This window comes from Streptomyces sp. NPDC052114, from assembly GCF_040680155.1.
In the GTDB taxonomy this organism is placed as follows: domain Bacteria; phylum Actinomycetota; class Actinomycetes; order Streptomycetales; family Streptomycetaceae; genus Streptomyces.
On record NZ_JBFAWC010000011.1, the window covers coordinates 243,830 to 269,569 of the forward strand.

Sequence of the window (25,740 nt, forward strand, 5' to 3'; positions counted from 1 at the left end):
GTCGTCGCCGGCGAGGCCGTGGCGTCGGGCTCAGAAGTCGACGCGCGTCCGCTCGTCGAGCCGCGCCACCGAGTCCTGCGCGAACGCCTTCTCGTAGTCGCTGCGGATCTCCTCGATCAGGACGTCCCGCTTGCGCGCCTCCGTCGTCGGGTACAGCAGGATCAGCTCGTACGAGCGCTCGCGCTCGATCCTGCCGTGGGAGTCGCGCCACTGCCCGCGCCCGTCCTGGATGGTGAGCCCGTCGGGGAAGCCCGGCGTGACCTCCTTGTCGATGAAGTCCATGAACTGCTTGTCGGTCACGGCGGGTCCGCCGTCGGGCCGCTCCGTGCCGAAGAAGAGCCGGGTCTCGGTGAAGGGCTTGCCCCGGGCGACCGACGTCGTGGCGGCGCGTTCGGCGGTGGCGGTGGTCGCGGTGGTCGCGGTGCCGGGCCTGTGGCCTTCGTCGTCCAGCGAGGCGTACGCGGCGGGCGCGCCGACGGCCAGCACGGCGGTGACGGCGGCGGTCACGGCGATCCGGGTGGCGGAGAAACGGGGCAGGGTGAGGGCCATGGGAATCCGGGGGTCCCTTTCTGGGGCGGGGCAGGAGTCGGCGGCACACCGTAGCGGACACGCGGGGCCTCGCCGCCCACCTTCTGGGGATATGGCCTGATTCCTGCCTGCCGGTTTCACGCCCGTGTGGCATGCCCGTCACAGAGAAGGGCTGCGGAGGGCTACGGCCTGACGGAACCCAGGCGGTACGTCCGCAGGTTCCGCCAGCCCGTGCCCGGACCGTCCGTCACGATCAGGCGCACCGTGCCGACCCGGCTGACCAGCGGCAGGTGCGGGGCCAGCCTCGACTCCAGGGCGTCGTAGGCCGCTTCGTACGTGTCCGGGCCCTCGTGGTTCGCGAGGGTCAGATGGGGGTCCAGGGGCGGGGTGAAGATGCCGCGGTAGGGAACCGCCTCGGGCCAGCGCTCCGTGAGGCACTTGGTCAGGGCGCGGACGGGGGCGTCGGGGTCCGGCGGCAGGTAGAGGACGCCGGGGTAGCGGCGGAACTCGGTGAAGGAGAGCGTGAAGGGGGCGTGGGCGGCGAAGAGGTCCGTGAGTTCGGCGTGGGTGGCGGGGGAGAAGCGGGACGTGTTGAGGAACGGGTAGAGGACCGTGACGTGGGCGGGGACGTCCACCTGCATCAGCGGGTCCGCCTCGGGGACGTGGATCGTCAGGGCCGTGTCCCCGGCGATGTCCGGCCAGCCGCCGTCCGCAGCTGCGGTTGCGGCTTCGGTGGCAGCGGTCTCTGGGGCGGTCGCGGTCTCGGTGGCAGCCCGGGTGGCAGTCCGTGAGGCGGTCCCGCCGGTCCCGGAGGCGGCCCCGGCGCTTCCGGCAGCGCCTGCCGCCGCCGGCTCCGACGCCTTCGGCGCCCCCGGCGCCCACGCCCCCCGCTCCGCCCGCGTGCCCGTCCCCACTGCCCCCGACGCCCCTGTTCTCCCACCGCCCACGACCCGCCATCGTGTCACGCACGCCCGCGAACGCATCGCGGGCCCGCCCCGTCTCTCCCTCCCCGTAAGACGCCGTCTTCCCACCCGTCACCGAACTCCCGTACCTTGCACCTGACTTGATGACCGGAGTGGTGTGCGAGGGGGCGGTGGGCGTGACGGTACGCAGGGGATGGGTCGGGCTCGTGGTGGGGGCCGTCGCGTGCTGGGGCGTCGTGGGCGGGGCGTCGTACGCGACCGCCGGACCCACGACCGCCGCCGCCGATCCCGCGCCGGGCTCCGCCTACTCCGCCACGACCGGCGTCGGCGTCCACAACGCCTACGAGAAGGCGAAGTACCCGTACTTCGCCGACGCCCTCGACTCCGGCGCTGGGATGCTCGAACTCGACGTGTGGACCAACGTCTTCGGCAGCGGCTGGCGCGTCTCCCACAGCAATCCCCTCGGCAACGACAACAACTGCGAGAACGCCCAGAGCCCGGCCGAGCTGCGCACCAAGGCGCGCAACCAGCGCCTCGACGGCTGCCTGAAGGACATGCGCAGCTGGCACGACGCCCACCCCGGGCACCCTCCCGTGCTCGTCAAGGTCGAGCTGAAGGACGGATTCCAGGCCAAGAACGGGCGCGGCCCCGCCGAGCTCGACGCGCTGCTCACCGGCGTACTCGGCGACGCCGTCTACCGCCCCGGCGAGCTCGCCGCCGGACACGCCACCCTCGACGACGCCGTGCGCGCCAAGGGCTGGCCCCGGCGCGCCGACCTCGCGGGGAAGTTCGTCTTCGAGCTGATCCCCGGCACCGTCGAGCAGGGCAACCCCGCCGACACCCTGTGGACCGACCGCGAGTACGCCACGCATCTGCGCGACCGCGCCGCCGCGGGCCGCCTCGGCGAGGCCGCCGCCTTCCCCGCCGTGCTCGGCGCGGCGGCCGGCGACCCGCGGCAGCGGTACACGGACACCTCGATCCGTCCGTGGTTCGTGCTGTTCGACGGGGACGCCTCCGAGTACGCGGGCGGCAGCATCGACACCAAGTGGTATGCCGACCGGCGCTATCTCGTCGTCATGACCGACGCCCACAACGTCGCGCCCGCCATCGACGGCACGCGCCCCACCGAGGCACAGGCCAAGGAGCGGGTCGCCCTGCTCGCCGGGAAGCACGCCAGCATCGTGTCGGCCGACTGGTATCCGCTGCCGGGTGTCCTGTCGAGCGTGCTCCCGCGCGGCTGAGGGACCGCGCGCGGCCGACGGCGGCGGCCCGTCAGGGCTGGATCCGTACCCACACCGGCGCGTGGTCCGAGCCCGGCGCGTCCCTGCGCACCGCGGGATCCCCGTCGGGCACCGACGGCAGCGCGCCCGCGCCCGCGCCGGGGGCGCCCGTGCCCGCGGACCGCACATGGTCCAGCAGGCCCCGGCTCACCAGGACGTGGTCGATCAGCTCGCGGCGGCCCGCGAAGATGCGGGAGAAGCGCTGCTCGGCCGGGATCAGCGGGGCCACGTTCCACAGCCGTGCCGCGTCTCCCCGGTCCGGCTGGTGGTAGCCGGGCGTGCCGATCTCGGAGCCCGGCGGGCCGAGCAGGAGCTGTGTCGTGGCGGCGCCGGCCTCGTCGTTGAGGTCCCCGAGCACGGCGACGTCGTGCTCGCGGCCGTCGCCGCGCAGCAGCCGGTCGGCGAGCGCGCGCACCACGGTCGCCTCGGCCGCGCGGCGGTACAGGGCGTACGCGCCGTACCGCGCCCGCTCGCCCTCGTCGCGCGGCTGGAAACGGCCGCCGGGGTACGAGAGCAGCTTGGACTTCAGATGGCAGACCACCGCGTCGAAGAAGTAGGCCCGCGTCGACACCGTCACGGCGAGGACCCCGCGCCCGGCCCGCGCCGTCGTGCGGCCCGTGTCGTCGACCTGCACCGGGCCCATCGGCTCCGGGAAGGCGGCCTCGTCGGCGACGACGGAGACCGGGAGGCTGCTGAGGAATCCCACCCGGATGCCGCGGTCGTCCGCGTGTTCCGAGAGCGTCACGTGCCACGTGCCCTCCAGCAGGCCCGCCAGGTCCTCCAGCGCCGCCGGGTCGCCGACCTCCTGCACGGCGAGGACGTTCGGCCGCAGCGCGGTGAGCGTCCTCGCGAGCGAGGCCAGCTTCGCCTCGTACGCGGCCTTGTCCTTGGGGCCGTACCGCCCGCCGGGACGGTAGAGGTTCTCCAGGTTCCAGGTTCCGATGATCATGGCCGGCTCCCTTGCCGTTCCTCGGGTGCCCCCTCGGCCCGATCGGCGGGTGAGGTCAGCGTGCCCGTGAAACCGCGTCCGCGACAGGGCTTCGGGATGCGCAGGCGCACTACTTTGAAGAGATGACGCCGCCTCCCTCACCGGGCCCCGCCGGACCCGGCACCCCCGCCCCCGACGCCCCCGCCTGCCTCGTCGTCACGGGCTGCACGGCCCTGACCCATGACGCGCGGGGGCAGATCGTCTTCCTCGACGACGCCACGATCGTCGTACGTGACGGAGTCATCGCCTCCGTCACGGCGGGCGGCGACCCGGCCGGCGTCCCGGCGGCCGCCGAGCACCTCGACGGCCGCGGCACCGTCGCCCTCCCCGGGCTCGTCAACTGCCATACGCACACCCCGATGGTCGCCCTGCGCGGCCTCGCCGAGGACCTGCCGGCCCACGCGTGGTTCAACGACTGGATCTGGCCCGTCGAGTCGAACCTCACCGAGCGCGTCGTCGGGCTCGGCGCGCGGCTGGCCTGCGCCGAGCTGATCCGCGGCGGGGTCACCACCTTCGCGGACCACTACTTCGCGATGGACGAGGTGGCCGCCGCCACCGAGGAGAGCGGCCTGCGCGCCGTCCTCGGCCAGGCCTACTTCAGCTCGCAGGGCCCCGAGGGCCGGGCGGCCTCCCTCGACTTCGCGCTCCGGCGGCGGGGCGCGGCCGACGGGCGCATCACCACCTGCCTCGCCCCGCACGCCCCCTACACCGTCGACGACGCCGACCTCGCCGCGACCGCACGACTGGCGGCCGAGAACGGCCTGTTGGTGCACATCCACGCCGCCGAGAACCGCGAGCAGACCGACAACAGCCTGGCCCGCCACGGCCGCACCCCCATCGAGGTCCTGGAGCGCGCCGGACTCCTCGACGTGGACCTCCTCCTCGCCCACACCACCGGCCTCGACGCCGACCGCGACCTGCCCGTCCTGCGCCGCGCGGGCGGCCGCGTCGCCGTCGCCACCGCGCCGCGCGGCTACCTCAAGTTCGGCTGGGACACCACGCCCGTGCGGGCCCTGCGCGAGGCGGGCGTCCCGGTCGGCCTGGCCACGGACGGCGCCGCGTCCAACAACACCCTCGACGTGTGGGAGTCCATGACGCTCACCGCGCTCGTCCAGAAGTACGTGGAGCGCGACCCCACGTGGCTCACCGCCCGCCAGGCCCTGGACCACGCCACGCTGCAGAGCGCGCGGGCCGTCGGCCTCGGCGACACGATCGGGAGCCTCGCCCCGGGGCGGCAGGCGGACCTCGTCCTCGTGGACCTGACCGGGCCGCACACCCGGCCCGTGCACGACCTCGCCGCCACGCTCGTGCACAGCGCCCGTTCCGCCGACGTACGCACCACGGTTGTCGCCGGCCGTGTCCTGATGCGCGACCGTGAGCTGCTGACCCTCGATGTGCCGGACATCGCGGGGGAGTTGGCGGACCTGCTGCCCGCGCTCGTCGACCGCGGCCACGGCGGGCGGATCCAGGAGTACGACGCGTGAGGGCGCGAAGATTCTTCGAGAATTCTTCGCCGGGAGCGATGAGTTGCGTGAACCCCGCGGGTCCACCCTCCGTAGACGTACGTGCCCGAAGGGTGGAGGAGACACGCCATGGGACTTCCGGACATCGTCACGCGCGAGGAGTGGCTGGTCGCGCGTGAGGAGCTGCTGGCCAAGGAGAAGGCGGCCACCCGGGCCCGCGACGCGCTCAACGCGGAGCGGCGCGGGCTGCCGATGGTCGAGGTCGACAAGGAGTACTACTTCGACGGCGCCGACGGAAAGGCCACCCTGCTCGACCTCTTCGACGGCAGGGACCAACTCGTCGTCTATCACTTCATGTTCGCCCCCGAGTGGGACGCGGGCTGCCGCAGCTGCTCCGGGTTCCTCGACCAGATCGGGCACTTGGCGCACCTGCGGGCCCGCGGCACGAACTTCGTCGCGGTCTCGCGCGCGCCGTACACCAAGCTGCTGGCCTTCAAGTCCCGCATGGGCTGGACCGTGCCCTGGTACTCGACGAACGACGGCGACTTCAACCACGACTTCCTCGCGTCCTTCCCCGAGGAGCCCCACGACGTGCCCGGCATCAACTGCTTCCTGCGGGACGGCGACCGCGTCTTCCACACGTACGCGACGTTCGCCCGTGGCCTGGACGGCCTCGGCTCCACCACCAGCCTCCTCGACCTCACCGCGCTCGGCAGGCAGGAGGAGTGGGAGGAGCCCAAGGGCCGGGCGTCGGCGCTCGGGGCGCCCGCGGGCAGTGCGCGGGTGCGGTACCACGACGAGTACGAGGACTGAGCGCGAACGACGCGCCAGGACGGTGCGGAGCCCGGGGAGAACCCTGGACATTGGCTCAACTCCGTGTCGGTTCGGTCACGTTGCGAGTCCTTGGGGGCCTCGCGGACGTTCTCATCGGTAGAGCCGACACATTCGGCGGAACCGAGCACGCACCGAACCGCACGGGGGACAGGATCATGAGGAACGGACGAGTGGTGTTGGAGCGCTTTCCCGCGGGCGGACCGCGCGGATCGTGGCCCGCTGAGGAGTACGCGCGCGCCCGCCGCCAGGAGGGCCGCCCCGCCGAGGTCGTGATGGACCTCGCCTCGGACGCCTTCCTGGTGGTCGTGCGCGAGCGGGCGGAGACCGAGGAACTGGCCGCGGCCGCGTGAGGACCGCCCGACGGGCCGGGGGTCAGCGCGCCAGGAACTGGTCCGCCTGCAGCCCGTACAACTCGGCGTAGACGCCCCCCGTGGCGAGCAGCTCATCGGGGGTGCCGGACTCCACGAGACGGCCCGCCTCCAGGACGTGGACCAGGTCGGCGTGGCGCACGGACGCCAGGCGGTGCGTGATGAGGACGACCGTCTGGCCGGTGCCCGCCAGGGCCCTGATCTTCTCGAAGACCTCCAGCTCGGCACGGGCGTCGAGCGCGGCGGTCGGCTCGTCGACGATCAGGATGTCCGCCCCGCGGTACGCGGCCCGCGCGATGCCGAGCCGCTGCCACTGGCCGCCGGACAGCTCGTGCCCGCCGGTGAACGCCTTGGCGAGCAGGGTGTCCAGGCCGCGCGGCAGATCGGCCACGACGTCCTCGGCCCCGGCCTCCGCCACCGACGCGCGCAGCCGCTCGTCGGTGCGGGGCGCGCAGGCCCGCCCGATCGCTATGTTCACGCGCGCCGTGAACGGCCACCGCTTGAAGTCCTGCGCCACCATCGCGATCCGCTCCGCGAGCCGCGCGCGGTCCGCGCCCGCGGCGTCCACGGCGTCCCACAGGATCCGGCCGCGGTCCGGCGCGTACAGCCCGGCGAGCAGCTTGACCAGGGTCGTCTTGCCGGAGCCGTTCTCGCCGACCAGGGCGACGATCTTGCCGGTGGGCAGCGAGAGGGAGACGTCGCTCAGCGCCTGGCGGCCCGTGGACCCCGGATAGCGGAAGGATACGTTCTCGAACCGGATCTCGCGGGGCTCGGCGGGCAGTTCCGCGCCGCCCACCGGGATCGCGCGGTGCTCCGCCTCCACGAAGAGCCGGTCCAGGTCGCCCACGAACAGGGCGTCCTCGTGCAGCGAGTTGATCTGCAGGACGAGGGTGTCCAGGCTCGCCGCGCCCGTGCGGATCGCGATGACCGCGGTGCCCGCCACGGACAGCGCCATCGCCCCGCCGAGCAGCAGCCCGCCGAGCGTCGCGTACGTCGCCGCCGTCGCCAGGCCCGTCCAGGCCGCGGCTATCAGGCCGGTGCGGGCGGCGAGCCGCGCGAGGCGCGCCTGCTCCTCCTCGGCCGCCTCCGACATGGACCGGAAGTGCCGCAGGAGGAACGGCCCCACGCCGTGCACGCGGATCTCGGGCGCCGCGGCCGTCTCCGTGAGCAGCCCGCTGATCAGCTGGCCCGCGCGAGCGTGCTGCACCCAGGCGTGGAAGGAGCGGTAGCGGCGCCGGGCGATGGTCAGGGCGCTCCACGCGCTCGGCAGCGTCATGGTCACCAGGAGCGGTAACAGCACCGGGTGCAGGACCGTCAGGACGCCCGCCGCGGCGATCAGCGAGATCAGCGCGTTCACCACGCGCGTCGCGGTGGCGATCATGCGGCGGGCGGAGCCGGCACCGTACTGCGCGGTGTCGAGCAGCTTGTGGAACGCGTCGTCCTCGAGCGCCGCCAGCTCCACGCTCGCCGCCCGCTCCAAGTACTGCTCGGTGGCGACCCGTTCGACCTTCGGCTCCAGGCGGCCGGTCGCGTAGGTGGAGGCGGCGCGCAGCAGGGCGGCGGCGAACAGCACGCAGACCATCGTGATGAGGGCGGGCGCCGCGCCGCGCAGCCGCTCCTCGATCGGCGCGCTCGTCATCAGGCGCGCGAGCACGCTGTTCACCGCGAACAGGCTGATCGCCTGGGCGAGACCGCGGGCCAGCTCCGCGCCGAGCACGATGCGGGCGGCCTGCCGGTCGGCCTGCCAGGCGAGCCGGAAGCTCGCGCCGAGCAGGGCGGGCAGCCGCCTCAGCATGGCGCGGAAGCCCAGCTGGAGGAAGGCGTCCTCGTGCTGGGACCAGCCGGTGTCGTAGCGCAGGGGGCCGCCGAACAGGAGCGCCTCGGACTCCGAAGTGGCGGACGGGCGGGCCGATTCGGTCGTCCCGTGGGTGGTTGTGGTGGTTGCGGCGGTTGTTGTGTCGGCGGTTCCGCCGGTGGTTCCGTCGGTCGATGCGCCGGTCGTCCCGTCGGTCGATGCGCCGGTCGTCTCGTCCGTTGCTTCTTCATTCGTGTTCTTCGCTTGGTCCAAACCGGTCTCCGTCTCGGTGCGGGGGCAGCGGCCACTATCGCGGCGGCCGCGGGGTGCGGGCAGGGCGCGTGCGCTGTCCGCCAGGGCGTACCCGGAGCACGCCCGGGGCGCGCTCGCCGGAGCTCAGGGGCGGCCGTGGCGGCTCGGGGGCGGCAGGGGCGGCATGCAACCCCGGGCAACTCTTGCCCGCCCGGTGGGCCCGGGGTGCCATACCCCATGGACCCAACTCCGTACCCGTACAGGCAAAGGAGTTATTCCATGACCGACACTCTCCGGACATCCGAGGTCCCCCCTGCGCACGGTCCGGACGGACCCGCGCTGCTGGCGGCCTACCGCACGATGCGTACCATCCGTGACTTCGAGGAGCGGCTCCACGAGGAGTTCGCCACCGGCGACATCCCGGGCTTCGTCCATCTGTACGCGGGCGAGGAGGCCTCCGCGGCCGGGGTCTGCGCGCACCTCGACGACGAGCGCGACGTCATCGCCTCCACCCACCGGGGCCACGGGCACTGCATCGCCAAGAACGTCGACGTGAAGGCGATGATGGCCGAGATCTACGGCCGTACGACCGGCTCCTGCCACGGCAAGGGCGGCTCGATGCACATCGCCGACCTCGCCAAGGGCATGCTCGGCGCCAACGGCATCGTCGGCGGCGGTCCGCCGCTGGTCTGCGGTGCCGCGCTCGCCGCGAAGGTGCGCGGGGACGGCGGCGTCGGAGTGGCCTTCTTCGGCGACGGCGGCAGCAACCAGGGCACCACCCTCGAATCCCTCAACCTCGCCTCGGTCTGGCGGCTGCCCGCCGTATTCGTGGCCGAGAACAACGGGTACGCGGAGGCCACTTCGGCCGAGTGGTCGGTGGGCGGCGGCTCCATCGCGGCGCGCGCGGCGGCCTTCGGCATGCCCGGCGTCACCGTCGACGGCTTCGACTTCTTCGCGGTGCACGCGGCGGCGGGCGAGGCGGTCGCGCGGGCCAGGAGCGGCGGCGGCCCCACCCTCATCGAGGTCCGGCTCACCCGCTACTACGGCCACTTCGAGGGCGACCAGCAGACCTACCGGGCGGGCGAGGTGGCGCACGCGCGCGCCGAGCTCGACTGCCTGCTCCGCTTCCGGGCGGCCGTGACCGGCGCCGGGCAGCTCACGGACCGGCAGCTGGACGCCGTCGACGCCGAGGTCGCCGCGCTGATCGACGCGGCGGTCGCGGAGGCCAAGGCGGCACCGCTGCCGACCCGCGCCGATCTGGAGACGGACGTCTACATCTCGTACAACTGACCCTCATCCGAAGGGAGTCGGAGCCGGATGGCACGCAGTATCAGCTACCGCGAGGCGATCAACGAAGCACTGGCACAGGAGATGGAGCGCGACCCCTCGGTCGTCGTCATGGGCGAGGACAACGCGGGCGGCGCGGGCGCGCCCGGCGCGGACGACGCGTGGGGCGGGGTCCTGGGCGTCACCAAGGGACTGCAACCCCGCTTCCCCGGGCGGGTCCTCGACACCCCGATCTCGGAGTCGGCGTTCATCGGGGCGGCGATCGGGGCCGCGACCCGCGGCCTGCGGCCGGTCGCCGAGCTGATGTTCATCGACTTCATGGGGGTGTGCTTCGACCAGATCTTCAACCAGGCGGCGAAGTTCCGGTACATGTTCGGCGGCAAGGCCGTCACCCCCGTGGTGATCCGCGCGATGTACGGCGCGGGGCTGCGGGCGGCGGCCCAGCACTCGCAGGCGCTCTACCCGGTCTTCACGTCCGTGCCCGGCCTGAAGGTCGTGCTGCCCTCCTCGCCGTACGAGGCGAAGGGGCTGATGGTCCAGGCGATCAGGGACGACGACCCGGTGATCTTCTGCGAGCACAAGGCGATGTACGACGTGGTGGGCGAGGTCCCCGCGGAGAGCTACACGATCCCCTTCGGCGAGGCGGACGTGGTGCGCGAGGGACAGGACGTCACCGTCGTGGCGCTCGGCCGGATGGTCTCCGTGGCCTGCGAGGCCGCCGACGAACTGGCCGGATCCGGCGTGCGCTGCGAGGTGATCGACCCGCGCACCACCAGCCCGCTGGACGCCGCGACGATTCTGGAGAGCGTCGAGCACACGGGGCGTCTCGTGGTCGTCGACGAGGCGGGGCCGCGCTGCGGCATGGCCGCCGACATCTCGGCGCTGGTCGCCCGCGAGGCGTTCGGGGCCCTCCAGGCGCCGATCGGGACGGTCACGGCGCCGCACACGCCGGTGCCGTTCAGCCCACCGCTTGAGGACCTCTACATGCCGGACGCGGGGCGCGTCGCCGCCGCGGTCACGTCGGCGGTGGAGTGGAAGCCGTGACGGGGGCGGAATCCGGGAGCCGGACGGGGGCGGAATCCGGGGGCCAGGCGGGGGCGGAATCCGGGAGCCAAGGGAGCGCGGACCCCGGGATCACCCCGGTGATCATGCCTAAGTGGGGCCTGTCCATGCGGACCGGGAAGATCACCGAGTGGCTCGCGGCCGAGGGGGACACGGTCGACGAGGGCGACGCACTCGCGGAGATCGACACCGACAAGATCGCCGGCACCCTGGAGGCCCCGAGCGGCGGGGTCCTGCGCCGGATCGTCGCACCGGCCGGCGGCGCGGCCCCGGTCGGCCGCGCCATCGCCCTGATCGCGCCGGCCGACGTCCCGGACGCGGAGATCGACCGGGCGGCGGCGGACGCCCGCGACCAGCTGGCGCGGGGCGAGCCGGCCGACGACGAGGAGGGCCCCCTCACCGGCACCGTTCAGCTCGGCGACACCGTGCTCGCGTACGCGACCTCGGGCACCGGGGAGCAGCAGGTCGTCCTCGTGCACGGCTTCGGCGGGGACAAGAACTCCTGGCTCTTCGTACGGGAGGCGCTCGCCGCGCGCCACACCGTCCACGCCCTCGACCTGCCGGGGCACGGCGCGTCGACGAAGGACGTCGGCGACGGCGGGCCGGGCACGCTCGCCTCCGCCGTCACGGGCTTCCTCGACGTGCTCGGGATCGCCCGCGCGCATCTGGTGGGTCATTCGCTGGGCGGCGCGGTGTCGGTGGCGGCCGCGGCCTCCGCCCCGGAGCGCGTGGCGTCCCTGACCCTGATCGCGCCCGCGGGCTTCGGACCCGACGTGAACGCCGCGTACCTGCGGGGCTTCGCGGCGGCGGGCACCCGGCGCGCGCTCCGCCCGCACCTGAGCGCCCTCTTCGCCGACGAGGCGCGGGTGACCCGGCAGTTGGTCGACGACCTGCTCCGGTACAAGCGCCTGGACGGCGTGGACCACGCGCTGGCGACCCTGCTCACCACCCTGATCGACGAGGACGACGCACCGGCCCTCGACGTGACGGAACTCCGGACGAGCGCGCCGACGGTCGCGCTCTGGGGCCGCGAGGACCGGGTGATCCCGGCGTCGAACGCGGCGTCCCTGAAGGGGCGCGCGGAGGTCCGCCTGGTGGACGGGGCGGGCCACATGCCGCACATGGAGACACCGGGGGAGGTGGTGGCGGCGGTGGAACGGGCGATCGCGGACTCCGACACGAAGAGCGCCCCTTAGGGGCGCGGGGAACCGCGCGACAAGTCACGGGGAGCCGCGCCACAAGCCACGGGGAACCACATGACGAGCCGCGGCCGACCCGTGGGCAGAGCACCGCCCGACAAAACCGCTCAACCCGGCGGAGCGCCTACGCCCGAAGGGCCCTCGACCACCCCGGCGTGTTCCCGGTCACCCGGCACAGCGCGAGATAGAGAGGAATCGGCGGCGTGTAGGGGACGTCGCCGTCCGGGCGGTTGATCAGTACGGGCCGCCGCCAGGCGTCCCGTACCACCGCTCCCGCCGAGTAGGCGACCGGCGCCGGCCACTCCATGGCGACGTCGGAGTCGGCGGGGACGATCCACCACCAGCGCGCCCCGTCCTCGTACACGCACCCCACACGGGGCAGCCGGGACATCAGCCCGGGGCCGAGCGACGCGGGGACCGCCACCGCGTCGCACCCGAGCGGCTGGGTCATTCCTTCGGGGAGATCGAGCCGCTGGGGTGGTCGCACCGGTGTCGGCGCTCCGGAGAGCTGCCGCTGCCGCGTCAGACGGACCAAGGTGTTCAGATCCAACGGCCGCACCGTACCCGTGCTCACATGCCCCCCGCCCGCATCACTGCCACGTTCGACTCATTCGTCCTACGCACACGCCGCCGTTGTCGTGGTCGACGTGGCCGTTCTCTGCAACTCCGCCCACACCGTCAGCCCGATCCCGGGCCCCGCGTCGTGGACGCCCCACGCACTGCTCACCGCGTCGACAAGAAGCAGTCCCCTCCCGTGCTCCTCATCGGCCCCCCTGTGCACCGGGCGCGGCACGCCTGACCCGCACCCTTCATCACGCACGGTTATTCGCAGTTTCTCCGGATCCGCGCACAGCTCGCAGATGATCCGCCGGCTCGCGGTGTGCACCACGGCATTGGTGACCAGTTCGGAGAGAACGAGTGCCGCCGCGTCGCGGGCGTCGTCGTCGCGCACCGCCCACCGGTCGAGCTGCGCGCGCATCAGCCGTCTGGCCTGTGCGGCGGAACCCGGACGCGGTGCGAGGGCGAAACTGACGCAGACCTCGGCGGCCTCGGGCAACGTCTGGGCGAGATCGCCGAGACGGCCTTCGGTGGCTTCGGTTCCTAACGGCGCGGGCGGAGTCACGCTCTCCACTATCGCCCCGCCCTGAACACCTTGGCAAGGGCCACTCTGAAAAGTGCACAGTGGCGTGTGCCTTCGAAGCGGCGCATGGCACACTGCTCGCAGCAGCTCGCGGTGCGGTGTGAGTTGAGGCAACGCGAAGTCAGGTGGAGGTAGGAGACGTGAGCGAACCGCGGTCCGCGCCGACCGTCGGCCAGGTCGTTCTCGGTCGTCGCCTGCAGGATCTGCGCGAGAGCGCGGGTCTCAAACGCGAGGAGGCCGCGAAGATCCTGCGCGTCGCCCCCGCCACCGTCCGGCGCATGGAGACGGCCGAGGTCGCGCTGAAGATCCCGTATCTCCAGCTGCTCCTGAAGGCCTACGGCGTCGCCGACGACGAGGCCGACGCCTTCGTGACCCTCGCCGAAGAGGCCAACAAACCCGGCTGGTGGCAGCGGTTCCACGACATCCTGCCCGGCTGGTTCAGCATGTACGTCAGCCTGGAGGGCGCGGCAAGCCTCATCAGGTCCTACGAACCGCACTTCGTGCCGGGACTCCTGCAGACCGAGGAGTACGCGCGCGGGGTGATGCGCTCCGGGGCCATCGGCCAGACCAGGCCGGACGACATCGAGCGGTATGTGGCGCTGCGCATGGAGCGCCAGTCGCTGCTCACCCGTGAGGACGCGCCCCGGCTGTGGGTGGTGATGGACGAGACCGCGCTGCGCAGACCCGTCGGCAGCGTCGAGGTGATGCGCGACCAGCTCGACAAGCTGATCGAGGCCACCGAGCTCCCGCACGTCACCCTGCAGATCGCCCCCTTCGCGGCCGGCCCGCACCCCGGGACGTACGGACCGTTCGTGATCTTCCGCTTCGCCGTGCCGGAACTGCCCGACATGGTCTACAGCGAGTACCTGACCGGCGCCGTCTACCTGGACGCGCGCAAAGAGGTGGCCACCCATCTGGAGGTCATGGACCGTATGGCGGCACAGGCCGCCACCGCACCACGCACGAAGGAGATCCTCAAGGATCTCCGCAAGGAGCTGTGACATGGACCGACATCGAGCCGGAACGCGCCCTGCCGGTCCGCGTTCACCCGGAGCCCGTGACGACTCGCGGGCCGAGTCCCGGATATACAACGGGATGCCCGCACGCGACCTCGGCAACGAGGGCTGGCACAAGCCGTGGAGCGGCGGCAACGGCGGCAACTGCCTGGAGGCCATGAAGCTGGCCGACGGGCGGGTCGCGGTGCGCCAGTCCGCCGACCCCGACGGCCCCGCGCTCATCTACACGCACGGGGAGATCACCGCGTTCATCCAGGGGGCGAAGGCGGGCGAGGCGGACTTCCTGCTCTCGTGAGGTCCGGCCGCCTGCCAGCTTTCGTGACGCCCGGCCGGCGCCTGCTTTTGTGATGTCCGGCCGCCGTCCCCTTCGGCTCACACCGCCATCGGGCGGTCGTACGGCGTGATCGGCGACGGCAGGCCGGTCGCGCCCATCAGCCACTCGTCCACCGCCGCGGCGGTCGCGCGGCCCTCCGCGATGGCCCAGACGACGAGCGACTGGCCGCGCGCCGCGTCGCCGGCCGCGAAGACGCCGGGGACGTTCGTCGCGAACCGGGCGTCGCGGGCGAGGGTGCCGCGCCCGTCGAGGTCCACGCCGAGCTGGTCGAGCAGGCCGCCCGCCTCGCGCTCGGGCCCCGAGAAGCCGAGCGCGAGCAGCACCAGATCGGCCGGAAGTGTTCGCTCCGTACCGGTCAGCGGCCGCCGTGCCGCGTCGACGCCCGTCAGGTGCACCGCCCGCACCCGCCCCGCCGCGTCCCCGCCGAAGCGGAGCGTGGACGCGGCGAACAGCCGTGCGTCGGCGTCCGCCGCGGGCGCGGTCCGCAGCTGCCCCGCCTCCTCGTGCGCCGGGGAGATCCGGTACAGCCTCGGATACGTCGGCCAGGGCTCCGCCACCTCGTCGCGCTCCGCGCCGGGCTGTTCGTAGATGTCCAACTGCGTGACGGACGCGGCCCCTTCGCGTACCGCCGTGCCCAGGCAGTCGGCCCCGGTGTCGCCCCCGCCCACGATCACGACGTGCCGTCCCGCGGCGCTCAGCGGCGACACCTCCAGGTCGCCCTCGCACACCCGGTCGGCGAGCGGCAGATACGCCATGGCCTGCTCGACGCCGGTCAACGCGCGCCCCGGCACGTCCAGTTCGCGCCACGCCGTGGCCCCGACGGCGAGGACCACCGCGTCGTGCCGGCCGCGCAGCTCCGCCGCCGTGACGTCCCGCCCGACCTCCGTCGACGTACGGAACCGCACGCCCTCTGCACTCAACTGCCCGAGCCTGCGGTCCAGATGACGCTTCTCCATCTTGAACGCGGGAATCCCGTACCGCAGCAGCCCGCCCACCCGGTCCGCGCGCTCGTACACCACGACGGTGTGCCCCGCCCGCGCCAGCTGCTGCGCGGCGGCGAGGCCCGCGGGGCCCGAGCCCACGACCGCGACCGACTTTCCGGAGAGCCGCTCGGGCGGCCGGGGCGGGGCGAGCCCGTCGGCCCAGGCGCGGTCGGCGACGGCCACTTCGACGTTCTTGATGGTGACCGCGGGCCGGTTGATCGCCAGGACGCAGCCCGCCTCGCACGGCGCGGGGCACAGCCGTCCGGTGAACTCGGGGAAGTTGTTCGTCGCGTGCAGCCGGTCCGCCGCCGCGCGCCAGTCGCCGCGCGAGACCAGGTCGTTCCACTCGGGGATCAGATTGCCGAGCGGGCACGCCTCGTGGCAGAAGGGGACGCCACAGTCCATGCAGCGGTCCGCCTGCCGTTCGACGAGGGGCAGCAGCGCGCCCGGGACGTACACCTCGTCCCAGTCCCGCACGCGTTCCGCGACGGGGCGGCGGGGCCAGTCCTGCCGGGGTGTGGTGAGGAAGCCCTTGGGGTCGGCCATAGCCGTCTCCCTTGCGCAGGCTTTTTGTCACCCTACGCCGGGACGGCGCACCCGGCACGCCGGCCGGGGCCCGCTCAGGTCAGCGCGAGGATGAAGGAGGCGGTCGCGCCGATCGAGGCGACGGCGCGGACGTGGTTCCACACCGTCCACTCCCGTACGTACGCGCGCCAGTACGCCGCGCCCTCCTCGCTCTCCGGGTCGACCTTGGCGAGGGCGTCGTTGCGCGGAACGTTCGCCGCGACGGTCACGCCGAACGACCCGAACAGATAGAGCGCGCACCCGAGCAGCAGCTCGACGGTGCCCTCGTCCGGCCAGAGCACGAACGTCACCACGGCGAGCACGACGCTGAGCCCCGTCGCCCCCAGGAAGATCGCCATGAACGGCGGGGTGACCGCGGCGACGTTGATCCGGTTCATCGCGGCGATGCCCTGGGCCGGCGGCAGCGCGGCCAGGCCCTTCATCACCATCGTCGAGAATCCGGCGAACACTCCGGCGGCGAGCCCGCAGGCGAGCGCCCCCAGCACGGTGAGCACGAAGTACGGTCCGTCGATCATGGCAACTCCCGCGGGGACTGGGGCGGTTACGTCATTGGGGCGGACCGCGAGCCACTGATCCTGCACGCCGCCCCGCAACACCACAAGTCAATAGCCGCGACCGGCAGGCGGCCATGCGCGACGAACGCGGGAACATAAGCGGCCGTCTCCCGTCGGGGATCAGGCGGGCCGTCTCCCGTCGGGGATCAGGCAGGCGTCAGCGCGTGTCCCCGGCCTCGGCACCGGCCTCGGACCCACGCCACTCCCGCAGCACGGCCTGCACCGCGGGCGCGATCCGTCGCCGCGCCTCCCCCCGAGGCACCCCGCTCATCAGCAACCGGTCGTACGGCGTGGCCGAATGCCGCACCGCCGCCCCCACGGCCGCTACCACCGCTCCCTGTGAGAGCGCCCGCCCCGCCGCGCTCCGCCCCACCCGCCCACTGCCCCGCACCGACGCGTGCGCGGCGATCGCCCCGGCCCGCTCCGGGGGACAACCGGGAAAGAGCCGGAGGATCTCCGAGGCGAACGCCTCCGTGAACCGCACGTCCTGGGCGGCCCGCCGCTCCGCGTCCCGCGCCCGGCGCCGCGCCCGCGCCTCCGCGTCCGCCAGACACCGCTCCTCGGCACGGACGAGCGCCGCCTCCTCGACGAGGACGCCCTGCCGTTCGTAGCGGGCGCGGCGCCGGTGGAAGCGGACGACGACCGCGTGGAGGGCGCTGCCCTCGCGGGCCCGCCGCGTGAGCGCGGTGTCGCCGCGCGGCAGGTACACGAGGTGGCCGAGGTCCGCGCAGTCCAGACAGCGCGGCTCGCCGCCCTCCAGGACGAGCAGGGACAGCGGCCCGGTACGGCACTCCGCGCAGCGCCGCCGCTTCAACGGCTGGAAGACCAGGGGCCCGGCGTGGCCGGAGGAGGGGACGGGGGAGGAGGGGAGGGGGAAGGAGCCGGGGGAGCGCGCCATGCCTGTCTCATTCCCCGTGGCGGCACCCGGCATCGTCGGGCCGTGGCACCCGGCATCATGCGGCCGTGGCACCCGGCATCATGGGGCCGTGCGACTCGAACCGATCACCTGGGAACGCCTGGCCGACACCCTCGCCGACCGCCTCCTCGACCTGAAGACGGCCGACGGCGGCGCCTGGCCGCGAGTGGCCGTCGACGGGGCGCCGGCCGGTGGCACCGGCGAGCTGGCGCACCGGGTGAGCGAGGCCCTGCGCCTGCGCGGGCGGACCTCGCTCGTGATCGGCGCGGAGGGCTTTCTGCGGCCCGCCTCGCTGCGGTTCGAGTACGGACACGAGGACGTGGAGGCTTACTACAGCGGGTGGTTCGACACCGGCGCGCTGTGGCGCGAGGTCTTCGGGCCGCTCGACCCCGGCGGCACCGGGCGGGTCCTGCCCGACCTGTGGGACCCGGCGACCGACCGCGCGACCCGCAGCCCCTACGTCCGACTCCCGCCCGGCGGCGTGCTGTTGCTGCACGGCCCGCTGCTCCTCGGCCACTGGTTCCCGTTCGACCTGACCGTGCATGTGCGGCTCTCGCAGGGGGCCTTGCGGCGACGTACACCGGAGGGCGAGCAGTGGACGCTGCCCGCCTTCGAACGGTACGAGAGCGAGGCGGACCCCGCCGAGGCGGCCGACGTGGTGGTGCGGGCGGACGACCCGCGCCACCCGGCGTGGCACGGCTGACGGCGCCACGGGGCGTGCCGGGCGCGGGGCGGACACGGGCGCGGGGCGGCTCCGGATGCGTACCGCCGGGGGCGCCGCGAGAATGAGGGGCGCCGGGACCAGCGGCGCCCTCCGCGCCGCTCCGGACTCCGCCCGGCGACGGGAGGTAGTGATGACCACCGCCGGAGACATCATGCACCGGGGCGCCCAGTGGATCCCCCGGCACGAGACCCTGGACCGCGCCGCCCAGCTGATGCGTGAACTCGACGTGGGCGCGCTGCCCATCAGCGACGAGAACGAACGGCTCTGCGGCATCCTCACCGACCGCGACATCGTCGTCGGCTGCGTCGCCATGGGGCACGACCCGTCCAAGGTCACCGCGGGCGACATGGCCAAGGGCACACCGCGCTGGATCGACTCGGGCGCCGACGTCGACGACGTCCTGCGCGAGATGCAGGGCCATCAGATCCGCCGTCTGCCGGTGATCGAGAACAAGCGGCTCGTCGGCATGATCAGCGAGGCCGACCTCGCCACGCACCTCACCGACGACCAGCTCGCGGGCTGGGTCGAGAGCGTGTACGCCAAGGGCTAGGCCGGGCGGCCCGCACCGGCGCCCGTCAGCCCGTGCCTGCCCGCACCGCGTCCCGGGGTCACAGCCAGCCGTTCCGCCGGAAGCCGCGGTACAGGGCGACACAGACCGTCGCGATCACGGACATGACCAGCGGATAGCCGAACTGCCAGTGCAGCTCGGGCATGTGGTCGAAGTTCATGCCGTACATGCCGCAGACCATCGTGGGCACCGCGACGACCGCCGCCCAGGCGGTGATCTTCCGCATGTCCTCGTTCTGCGCGACGGTCACCTGGGCGAGGTGCGCCTGGAGGATCGAGTTCAGCAACTCGTCGAAGGCGGCGATCTGTTCGGTGGCCCGCTTCAGGTGGTCGTCGACGTCCCTGAAGTACGCCTGTATCTCCGGGGCGATGACGCGCATCGGCTGGGTGGCGAGGATCTGGAGCGGGCGGCCGAGCGGGACCACCGCCCGCTTCAGTTCGAGCAGTTCGCGCTTGAGCTGGTAGATGCGGCCGGGGTCGGTCCGCTCGCCGTCCCGGGCGAACACGGCCGTCTCGACCAGGTCGATGTCCGACTGCACCGCGTCCGTCGCCGCGAGGTAGTCGTCGACGACCTGGTCCGCGATGGCGTGCAGCACCGCGGCAGGACCCTGGGCGAGCTGCTCGGGCGCCGCCTCCAGCTCCTCGCGCACCGGGCCGAGCGAGCCGTGCCTGCCGTGCCGGACCGTGATGACGAACTCCCGGCCGACGAAGACCATGATCTCGCCGGTGTCCACCACCTCGCTGGTCGCGGTCAGTTCGGTGTGCTCCACGTAGCAGACGGTCTTGAGGACGGCGAACAGCGTCTGGTCGTACCGCTCGACCTTCGGGCGCTGGTGGGCGTGGACCGCGTCCTCCACGGCGAGCGGGTGCAGGTCGAACAGATCGGCGATGCCCGCGAACTCCTCCTCCGTCGGCTCGTGCAGCCCCAGCCAGACGAAGCCGTCGCCGGACTTGCGGACCCGCTCCACCGACTCGACCAGATCGCGGGCGGGCGGCTGGCGCACCCCGTCCCGGTAGGTCACGCAGTTGACCACCGACGAGCCCAGCGGGGAGCGGGCCGGGTGGCTCAGGTCGACGCGGGCGGCGCGCCGGCGCAGGCGTGCCACCTTCCTGAGGCCGCCGACCGTGCGCAGGCCGCCGACCTTGCCCAGGCTTCCGACCTTGCGCAGATTCCCTGCCATCGACATGTGGGGCTCCTCGCACCGACGACTCGGCGTGCCAGTCTGCCAGTACGGTGCGACACTCCGTCGAGCCTGTGGGAACGGAAGGTTCCACTCCGCAACATCCGTCCCGAGACATCCGGTTCGGCTTCCTGGGAGCAAGCCGGACAACTGGGATGATCGCGGCATGACGCGAACCGACGGTCATCTCCTCGACCCCCGCCAGTACGCCGGACCACGGCAGCTCTCCGACCACCGGCGGCAGCCCGACCACGGCCAGTCCGCGGCACAGTCGCGCACCGCCGCCTTCGCCGCCCTCTTCGACCCGACGACCTTCGGGCACATCGAACGTCTCGGCATCGGTCCCGGCTGGCGCTGCTGGGAGGTCGGGGCGGGCGGCACCTCCGTCATCTCCTGGCTCGCCAAGCGCGTCGGCCCCACCGGGCGCATCCTGGCGACCGACATCGACACGTCCTGGCAGACGCGGGCCGCGCGCTCACCCCTCGAAGTGCGGATCCACGACGTCGCCGCCGACGTGCCCCCGGTCGAGGGCTTCGACCTGGTGCACGCGCGGCTCGTCCTCTCCGAGGTCCCGGACCCCGAACGGGCCTTGGCGGCCATGCTCAGGTCGCTGCGGCCCGGCGGCAGACTCCTGATCGAGGAGGCCGACCCCGCGCTCCAGCCGCTGGCCTGCCCCGACGAGCACGGCCCCGCCCAGGAGTCGGCGAACCGGCTGCGGCACGGGGTGCGCGCGCTGCTCGCGGAGCGGGGCGCCGACCCCGCGTACGGGCGCCGCATGCCGCGGCTGCTGCGCGAGGCGGGTCTGCGTCAGGTGGAGTCCGACGTGTACTTCCCGCTCGCCGGGCCCGCCTCCGGTGACCTGGAGGCGGCGACGCTCCGTCAGCTCCGCCCCGACCTGATCGCCGCGGGCCTGGCCACGCCCGAGGAGATCGACGCACACCTCACGAACGTGGCCGCCGGCACCCTGGATCTGGCGACCCCGCCGCTGATCTCCACGTGGGGGAGGAAGGCGTGACCCGGGGCTGAGGTGTCCCGGGGGCGAGCATGGGGGCGTGGCGTGGCGTTCGGGCGCGGCCCGGCGCTGGATCCTGCCGGACCGCCGGACCGCCGGACCGCCGGACCGCCGGACCGCCGGACCGCCGGGGCCCGCTACCGCGCCGACGCCACCGGGCTCCGCTACCGCGCCGACCTCACCCGGCCCCGCTACCGCGCCGACGTCACCCGGCCCCGCTACCGCGCCGACGCCGCCGGGTCGTCCGGAGGCCTGCCGCCCACCTGTTCCACGGCCAGCGCCCCCGCCCGGCACCCCTCGGCCACCGCCTCGCGGAGTTCCGCCCCGCCCAGCCGCGCGGCGAGGAACGCGCCGGTGAACGCGTCGCCGGCGCCCGTCGAGTCCCGTACGCGCGCGGGCACCGCGGCGGCCCGGCCGAGCAGTTCGCCGTCCCGCGCCACCAGCGCCCCCTCGGCGCCCGCCGTGACCACCACCACCGGGAAGCGGCGGCTGAGCTTCACCGCCGCGTCCGCCGGGTCGGGCAGCCCGGTGAGCAGTTCCGCCTCGTCCCGGCTCGGCAGCAGCGTCTCCGCGCCGTCCACCGCCGTCAGGAACCGCTCCACGTCCGCCTCCGCGAGGAAGCCCGCCGACGCGGGATCCACGCTCACCGGCACCCCACGCGCGCGTGCCGCGGCCAGGGCCGCGCGGGCCGTGGCCCGGCCCGGCTCGGCGAAGAACAGATAGCCGGACAGATGCAACCGTGCCACGCCGTCGAGCAGTTCGGTCGACCAGTCGGCGGGGGAGAGGCGCAGTGAGGCGCCGTTGTCCGTGAGGAACGTCCGCTCGGCCGCGGCGGCCCCGTCCACCAGGCAGATCACCGTCCCCGTCGGCGCCGTGGGGTCGACGACGAGCCGGGGCCGTACGCCCGCGCGCGTGAGCGCGTCCTCGTGCCAGGCCGCCGCGTCGGAGCCGACCCGTCCCAGCAGCCGCACGTCCGGACAGCCGCAACGCGCCGCCCAGCACGCCACGTTGGCACCCGCGCCACCCGGCACCGTACGGATGGCCGCCGCCGTGTCGGTACCCGGCACGAGCGCCGTGCGGTGCCGGGCGACGATGTCCGTGACGACGTCACCGACGACCAGCAGCCCCCGGCTGCCCGCGCCCGGCGCCGTCATCGCCCGGCCCAGGCCGTGGCGACGCGCCCCGCGAGGCGGACGTTGCCCCGGACCGCCGCGAGGTTGGCCTCCAGCGACGCGCCGTCGGTGCGCCGCACCAACTCGTCGAGCAGGAACGGCGTGATCGCCTGCCCCGTGATGCCGCGCTCCTCGCACGCCTCCAGCGCCTCGGCGAGCACGCGCGCGTGGAGGGCCGGTTCGAGCTGTTCGGCGCGCGGCACCGGATTCGCCAGGATCAGCGCCGCGTCGGGGCCGCCGAGCGCGTCCTGCGCCCGCATCACCTCCGCGACCTCCCCGGGCGTGCGCAGCGTCCACTCCACCGGGTGCCCGGAGTCGGCGAGGTAGAAGCCGGGGAAACGGTCCGTCCCGAACCCCGCCACCGGGACGCCCAGCGTCTCCAGGCGCTCCAGCGTCGCCGCCACGTCCAGGATCGACTTCACGCCCGCGCACACCAGCGTGATCCTCGTACGGGCCAGCAGCCCCAGGTCCGCCGACTCGTCCTGCGTCACCGTCCACTGCCGGTGCACCCCGCCGAGCCCGCCGGTGGCGAACACCCGCAGCCCCGCCCGCGCGGCGAGCAGCGCCGTCGCCGACACCGTCGTCGCCCCGCTCGCACCCGTCGCCACGGCGAGCGGCAGGTCGCGGTGGCCCAGCTTGCGGATGCCGTCGTCGTGCGCGACCCGCCCCAGCTGGTCCTTGTCCAGGCCGACGTGGGGGCGCCCGTCCAGGACGGCGATCGTTGCGGGTACGGCGCCCTCCTCCCGTACGACCGCTTCGAGTTCCTCGGCCACCTGGAGATTGCGCGGGCGCGGAAGGCCGTGCGCGATGATCGTGGACTCCAGGGCCACCACGGGGCGCCGCTCCGCGACAGCCGTCTGTACCTCGTCGGACACCACCAGCACGGGCCTGCCTCCTGCCTGTAGGGTCTCCCCTCATCCCTGGCGGGCGGCACGCCCCGTCAAACCCTCACGGGCGGTCCGCCCGGGCCCGCCCAAGACGGCCCCCGGCCCCGCGCCCTCCCGGCCCCCGGTTAGGGTGACCGGCCATGACCACGAATGATCAAGCCGTCGCGTCCTTCTCCGTGCACATTCCCGACGTCGAGCTGGAGGTCGAGCCGCTCGACCCGGAGCAGATCGTCTCCGGCGACCCGGTGGTGACCGGCAAGGTGCTGTGGGAGTCCGCCGACGGCAAGCAGCTGCGCGGCATCTGGCAGATCACGCCCGGCGTGGTCACCGACACGGAGGCCAACGAGCTCTTCGTGGTCGTCAGCGGCCGTGCCACCGTCGCGGTCGAGGGCGGCGACACCCTGGAGATCGGGCCGGGCGACGCGGCCGTGCTGCGCGAGGGCGACCGGACGACCTGGACCGTCCACGAGACGCTGCGCAAGGCGTACCACATCACGCTTCCCTGACCACCCCTGTGCGCCTGACTGCCGCCCCGCCCCGAGGCCCCGGACGGGCCCCGCGGGACGCGGGAGTCAGGCCTTCTTGACCGCCCGGCGGATCGCGAGCGCGGCGAGCGGCAGCAGCACACAGGCGCCGACGAGGTTCAGCCAGCCGTAGCTCGCCTTCGCGACGATCAGGCCCGCGGTCGCGCCGCCGATGCCCGCCGCCGCGTTCATCGTCAGGTCCGACAGGCCCTGCACGGCGGCGCGGGCGGGCTGCGGCACGGAGTCGGTGAGCAGCGCGGACCCGGAGACCAGGCCCGCGGACCAGCCGAGTCCGAGCAGGAAGAGTCCTGCGGCGGTCTGGCCGTGGCTCGCCCCCGCCGTGCCGGCGAGCAGCGCGGCGCAGGCCAGCAGCCCGACCGCGAGGCCGATCACGGAGAGCCTGCCGAACCGGTCGGCGAGCCACCCCATCACCGGCGAGAACGCGTACATGCCCGCGATGTGACCACTGATGACCAGGCCGACCAGCTGGAGGCTCGCGCCGTGGTGCCCCAGGTCGACCGGGGTCATCACCATGATGGAGACCATCACCGTGTGCGAGACGGCCACCGTCACCAGGGCGAGCTTGGCCATCGGCGAGGCGGCCACGGCGGCGATGCCGTCCTTCAGGGAGCCGCCCCGCTTGCCGCCCTCCTCCTGCGGCGCCAGGGCGCGGGCGGTCAGCAGCGGGTCGGGCCGCAGCAGCACCGCCACCACCACCGCGGCGACCGCGAAGATCCCCGCGGCGAAGAGGAACGGACCGGCCTCCTCCGAGATCGAGGTGCCGGAGAAGACGCGGCTCGTGGGCGCCGCGACGTTCGGCCCGAGGACCGAGCCGATGGTGGTGGCCCAGATGATGAGCGAGATGGAACGGCCCCGCCGGTCGGGCTCGGCGAGGTCGGCCGCCGCGAACCGCGCCTGGAGCGTGGCCAGCGAGCCCGCCCCGAACGCCGCCATGCCGAGCAGCAGCAGGGCGAAGCTCCCGATGACCGAGGCGAGCACCACGACCCCCGCGCCGAACGCGCCGATCACATACGCGAGGACGAGCCCGGCACGCCGTCCGCGCGCGTTCATCAGCGCGGCCAGCGGCAGCGACAGCAGGGCCGTGCCCGCCGCCGAGGCGGTCGGCGCGAGGCCCGACACCGCTTCCGTCCCGCTCACGTCGGTGGCCAGGAGGGGCGCCAGCGTGATGCCGATCGGCACCCCGATCCCGCCCAGGATCTGACTGGCGATCAAGACGGCGTTCGTGCGGCGGCGCAGTCCGGGCAGCGCCTCCGGCGCGGGTATGTCAGGGGCGTCCAGGGTCGAAGTCACTGACGCAGTGTGTCAGTACGTTCGCACGCGCGAAACACGGTGACGTCGGCCGTGGCGCGGGAGCATCGGTCTGGATGGCCGGTGCGGAAGGCCGGTACGGACGGCGGGTACGGACGTCGAGAGCGGACGGCGGGTACGGGCGCCCAGTGCGGACGCCCGGCGCGGGCGGCGGCGCGTGTGGCGGCGCGCGTCACGGTCGCCCGCGGCGCCGCGGCGTCAGAACAGCGGCTGCGGAAGCACCCCTTCCAGCGCGAGCAGGTGCCGCTTGGTCTCCAGACCGCCGCCGAAGCCGCCGATGCCCCCGTCGCTCTCCACCACGCGGTGGCACGGCACCACGACCGGCAGGGGGTTGGAGCCCATCGCGATGCCCACGGCCTGCGCGGCGCGCGGCTGGCCCACGCGGCCGGCCAGGTCGCCGTACCCCACCACCGCGCCGTACGGCACGCCGGAGGCGAGCTCGCGCAGCACCTGGCGGTTGAAGCCCGAGCTCAGCGACCAGTCGAGCGGCAGCTCGAAGTCCTGGCGCTCACCCGCGAAGTACTCCGCGAGCTGCCGTATCGCCTCGGCGAGCAGGGGGGAGTCCGGCGCGTGGACCGGCTCGGCGCCCAGACGGGAACCCAGCCGGTCCAGGGTCTTCTCACGCACGGCGTCCGTGGCGTGGAAGGCCACGGTGACCAGCCCTTCGGCGGTCGCGGCCAGCAGCAGCGGGCCGATGTCGCTGTCGACGACGGCCCACACGACCCGGCGCCGCTCCTGCTCCTGCCGATCCCGCTGCTCCTGCTGCTCCTGCGCATTCGCGTCCATGCCGACCACGGTACGGCCGGGCACTGACAACGCGGCGGCGCAAGGGTCCT

Annotated in this window: 27 protein-coding genes; 13 read left to right on the plus strand and 14 right to left on the minus strand. The window is 73.7% G+C overall.

Annotated features, from left to right (window positions below):
• Positions 1–30: 30 nt before the first annotated feature.
• Together AB0L89_RS25170 and AB0L89_RS25175 are read right to left on the minus strand one after the other, a co-directional pair.
• Positions 31–549, minus strand: coding sequence for a DUF3574 domain-containing protein (locus AB0L89_RS25170; protein WP_365144880.1), 519 nt, complete (start codon positions 547–549; stop codon positions 31–33).
• Positions 550–710: 161 nt separating this feature from the next.
• The gene (locus tag AB0L89_RS25175) at positions 711–1,169 is read right to left on the minus strand and encodes a 2'-5' RNA ligase family protein (protein ID WP_365144883.1); all 459 of its coding nucleotides are present in this window, start codon (positions 1,167–1,169) and stop codon (positions 711–713) included.
• Between the two features lie 425 nt (positions 1,170–1,594).
• Here AB0L89_RS25175 and AB0L89_RS25180 point away from each other — a divergent pair, with 425 nt between their 5' ends.
• Positions 1,595–2,692 carry a phosphatidylinositol-specific phospholipase C domain-containing protein gene (locus AB0L89_RS25180; protein ID WP_365144886.1) on the plus strand — a complete coding sequence of 366 codons (1,098 nt, stop codon included), beginning with the start codon at positions 1,595–1,597 and terminating at the stop codon, positions 2,690–2,692.
• Between the two features lie 31 nt (positions 2,693–2,723).
• Here AB0L89_RS25180 and AB0L89_RS25185 read toward each other — a convergent pair whose 3' ends face one another.
• Positions 2,724–3,680 carry an endonuclease/exonuclease/phosphatase family protein gene (locus AB0L89_RS25185; protein ID WP_365144889.1) on the minus strand — a complete coding sequence of 319 codons (957 nt, stop codon included), beginning with the start codon at positions 3,678–3,680 and terminating at the stop codon, positions 2,724–2,726.
• A gap of 122 nt (positions 3,681–3,802) precedes the next feature.
• Between AB0L89_RS25185 and AB0L89_RS25190 the strand changes: the two genes are divergently transcribed.
• From AB0L89_RS25190 to AB0L89_RS25200, 3 genes are all read left to right on the plus strand, one after another.
• Positions 3,803–5,203 (plus strand): amidohydrolase, encoded by a 1,401-nt coding sequence (locus AB0L89_RS25190; RefSeq protein ID WP_365144892.1) that lies wholly within the window; start codon positions 3,803–3,805, stop codon positions 5,201–5,203.
• Between the two features lie 108 nt (positions 5,204–5,311).
• The gene (locus tag AB0L89_RS25195) at positions 5,312–5,995 is read left to right on the plus strand and encodes a DUF899 domain-containing protein (RefSeq protein ID WP_365144895.1); all 684 of its coding nucleotides are present in this window, start codon (positions 5,312–5,314) and stop codon (positions 5,993–5,995) included.
• Positions 5,996–6,171: 176 nt separating this feature from the next.
• Positions 6,172–6,366 (plus strand): hypothetical protein, encoded by a 195-nt coding sequence (locus tag AB0L89_RS25200; RefSeq protein ID WP_365144898.1) that lies wholly within the window; start codon positions 6,172–6,174, stop codon positions 6,364–6,366.
• Between the two features lie 22 nt (positions 6,367–6,388).
• On the opposite strand, the gene AB0L89_RS25205 is transcribed toward AB0L89_RS25200, so the two are convergent.
• Positions 6,389–8,257: an ABC transporter ATP-binding protein gene (locus AB0L89_RS25205; RefSeq protein ID WP_365145212.1), complete on the minus strand. Its 1,869-nt coding sequence runs from the start codon at positions 8,255–8,257 to the stop codon at positions 6,389–6,391.
• A 453-nt stretch (positions 8,258–8,710) separates the two neighbouring features.
• On the opposite strand from AB0L89_RS25205, the gene AB0L89_RS25210 reads away from it, so the two are divergent.
• The 3 genes from AB0L89_RS25210 to AB0L89_RS25220 all read left to right on the plus strand — a co-directional run bounded on the left by AB0L89_RS25210 (position 8,711) and on the right by AB0L89_RS25220 (position 11,976).
• A complete protein-coding gene (locus AB0L89_RS25210) occupies positions 8,711–9,721 on the plus strand; it encodes a thiamine pyrophosphate-dependent dehydrogenase E1 component subunit alpha (RefSeq protein ID WP_365144901.1) in 1,011 nt (336 codons plus the stop codon).
• Between the two features lie 27 nt (positions 9,722–9,748).
• Complete coding sequence (locus AB0L89_RS25215) at positions 9,749–10,762, plus strand: alpha-ketoacid dehydrogenase subunit beta (protein WP_365144904.1); 1,014 nt, start codon at positions 9,749–9,751, stop codon at positions 10,760–10,762.
• A gap of 98 nt (positions 10,763–10,860) precedes the next feature.
• Complete coding sequence (locus AB0L89_RS25220) at positions 10,861–11,976, plus strand: acetoin dehydrogenase dihydrolipoyllysine-residue acetyltransferase subunit (protein WP_365144907.1); 1,116 nt, start codon at positions 10,861–10,863, stop codon at positions 11,974–11,976.
• Positions 11,977–12,103: 127 nt separating this feature from the next.
• On the opposite strand, the gene AB0L89_RS25225 is transcribed toward AB0L89_RS25220, so the two are convergent.
• Positions 12,104–12,529, minus strand: a complete 426-nt coding sequence (locus AB0L89_RS25225) for a hypothetical protein (protein WP_365144910.1) — start codon at positions 12,527–12,529, stop codon at positions 12,104–12,106.
• 66 nt (positions 12,530–12,595) lie between these two features.
• Positions 12,596–13,102, minus strand: a complete 507-nt coding sequence (locus AB0L89_RS25230) for an ATP-binding protein (protein ID WP_365144913.1) — start codon at positions 13,100–13,102, stop codon at positions 12,596–12,598.
• Between the two features lie 158 nt (positions 13,103–13,260).
• On the opposite strand from AB0L89_RS25230, the gene AB0L89_RS25235 reads away from it, so the two are divergent.
• Both AB0L89_RS25235 and AB0L89_RS25240 read left to right on the plus strand, forming a co-directional pair.
• A complete protein-coding gene (locus AB0L89_RS25235) occupies positions 13,261–14,121 on the plus strand; it encodes a helix-turn-helix transcriptional regulator (RefSeq protein WP_365144915.1) in 861 nt (286 codons plus the stop codon).
• Between the two features lie 94 nt (positions 14,122–14,215).
• Positions 14,216–14,431, plus strand: a complete 216-nt coding sequence (locus AB0L89_RS25240; RefSeq protein WP_055698298.1) for a DUF397 domain-containing protein — start codon at positions 14,216–14,218, stop codon at positions 14,429–14,431.
• Between the two features lie 77 nt (positions 14,432–14,508).
• Here the strand turns inward: AB0L89_RS25240 and AB0L89_RS25245 are convergent, their stop codons facing one another.
• From AB0L89_RS25245 to AB0L89_RS25255, 3 genes are all read right to left on the minus strand, one after another.
• On the minus strand, positions 14,509–15,999 hold the full coding sequence (locus AB0L89_RS25245; RefSeq protein WP_365144918.1) for a glutamate synthase subunit beta: 1,491 nt from the start codon (positions 15,997–15,999) through the stop codon (positions 14,509–14,511).
• A gap of 74 nt (positions 16,000–16,073) precedes the next feature.
• A complete protein-coding gene (locus AB0L89_RS25250; RefSeq protein WP_365144921.1) occupies positions 16,074–16,553 on the minus strand; it encodes an anthrone oxygenase family protein in 480 nt (159 codons plus the stop codon).
• A 196-nt stretch (positions 16,554–16,749) separates the two neighbouring features.
• Positions 16,750–17,490 carry a DUF2293 domain-containing protein gene (locus AB0L89_RS25255; protein WP_365144924.1) on the minus strand — a complete coding sequence of 247 codons (741 nt, stop codon included), beginning with the start codon at positions 17,488–17,490 and terminating at the stop codon, positions 16,750–16,752.
• Between the two features lie 88 nt (positions 17,491–17,578).
• Between AB0L89_RS25255 and AB0L89_RS25260 the strand changes: the two genes are divergently transcribed.
• Entirely contained in the window at positions 17,579–18,211 is a 633-nt protein-coding gene (locus tag AB0L89_RS25260) for a uridine kinase (protein WP_365144927.1), read from the plus strand.
• A gap of 151 nt (positions 18,212–18,362) precedes the next feature.
• Positions 18,363–18,782, plus strand: a complete 420-nt coding sequence (locus AB0L89_RS25265; RefSeq protein WP_365144930.1) for a CBS domain-containing protein — start codon at positions 18,363–18,365, stop codon at positions 18,780–18,782.
• A 58-nt stretch (positions 18,783–18,840) separates the two neighbouring features.
• Here AB0L89_RS25265 and AB0L89_RS25270 read toward each other — a convergent pair whose 3' ends face one another.
• Positions 18,841–19,986, minus strand: coding sequence for a magnesium and cobalt transport protein CorA (locus AB0L89_RS25270; protein WP_365144933.1), 1,146 nt, complete (start codon positions 19,984–19,986; stop codon positions 18,841–18,843).
• Positions 19,987–20,146: 160 nt separating this feature from the next.
• On the opposite strand from AB0L89_RS25270, the gene AB0L89_RS25275 reads away from it, so the two are divergent.
• Positions 20,147–20,995 carry a methyltransferase domain-containing protein gene (locus tag AB0L89_RS25275; protein ID WP_365144936.1) on the plus strand — a complete coding sequence of 283 codons (849 nt, stop codon included), beginning with the start codon at positions 20,147–20,149 and terminating at the stop codon, positions 20,993–20,995.
• Between the two features lie 215 nt (positions 20,996–21,210).
• On the opposite strand, the gene AB0L89_RS25280 is transcribed toward AB0L89_RS25275, so the two are convergent.
• Positions 21,211–22,146: a sugar kinase gene (locus AB0L89_RS25280; RefSeq protein WP_365144939.1), complete on the minus strand. Its 936-nt coding sequence runs from the start codon at positions 22,144–22,146 to the stop codon at positions 21,211–21,213.
• Positions 22,143–23,048, minus strand: coding sequence for a pseudouridine-5'-phosphate glycosidase (locus tag AB0L89_RS25285; RefSeq protein ID WP_365144942.1), 906 nt, complete (start codon positions 23,046–23,048; stop codon positions 22,143–22,145). The genes AB0L89_RS25280 and AB0L89_RS25285 overlap by 4 nt, the downstream gene beginning before the upstream one ends.
• A gap of 143 nt (positions 23,049–23,191) precedes the next feature.
• Between AB0L89_RS25285 and AB0L89_RS25290 the strand changes: the two genes are divergently transcribed.
• Positions 23,192–23,557, plus strand: a complete 366-nt coding sequence (locus AB0L89_RS25290; RefSeq protein WP_365144945.1) for a cupin domain-containing protein — start codon at positions 23,192–23,194, stop codon at positions 23,555–23,557.
• A 66-nt stretch (positions 23,558–23,623) separates the two neighbouring features.
• On the opposite strand, the gene AB0L89_RS25295 is transcribed toward AB0L89_RS25290, so the two are convergent.
• Positions 23,624–24,886, minus strand: coding sequence for an MFS transporter (locus AB0L89_RS25295; protein ID WP_365144948.1), 1,263 nt, complete (start codon positions 24,884–24,886; stop codon positions 23,624–23,626).
• 216 nt (positions 24,887–25,102) lie between these two features.
• Positions 25,103–25,690 carry a methylated-DNA--[protein]-cysteine S-methyltransferase gene (locus AB0L89_RS25300; RefSeq protein WP_365144951.1) on the minus strand — a complete coding sequence of 196 codons (588 nt, stop codon included), beginning with the start codon at positions 25,688–25,690 and terminating at the stop codon, positions 25,103–25,105.
• Positions 25,691–25,740: the final 50 nt, after the last annotated feature.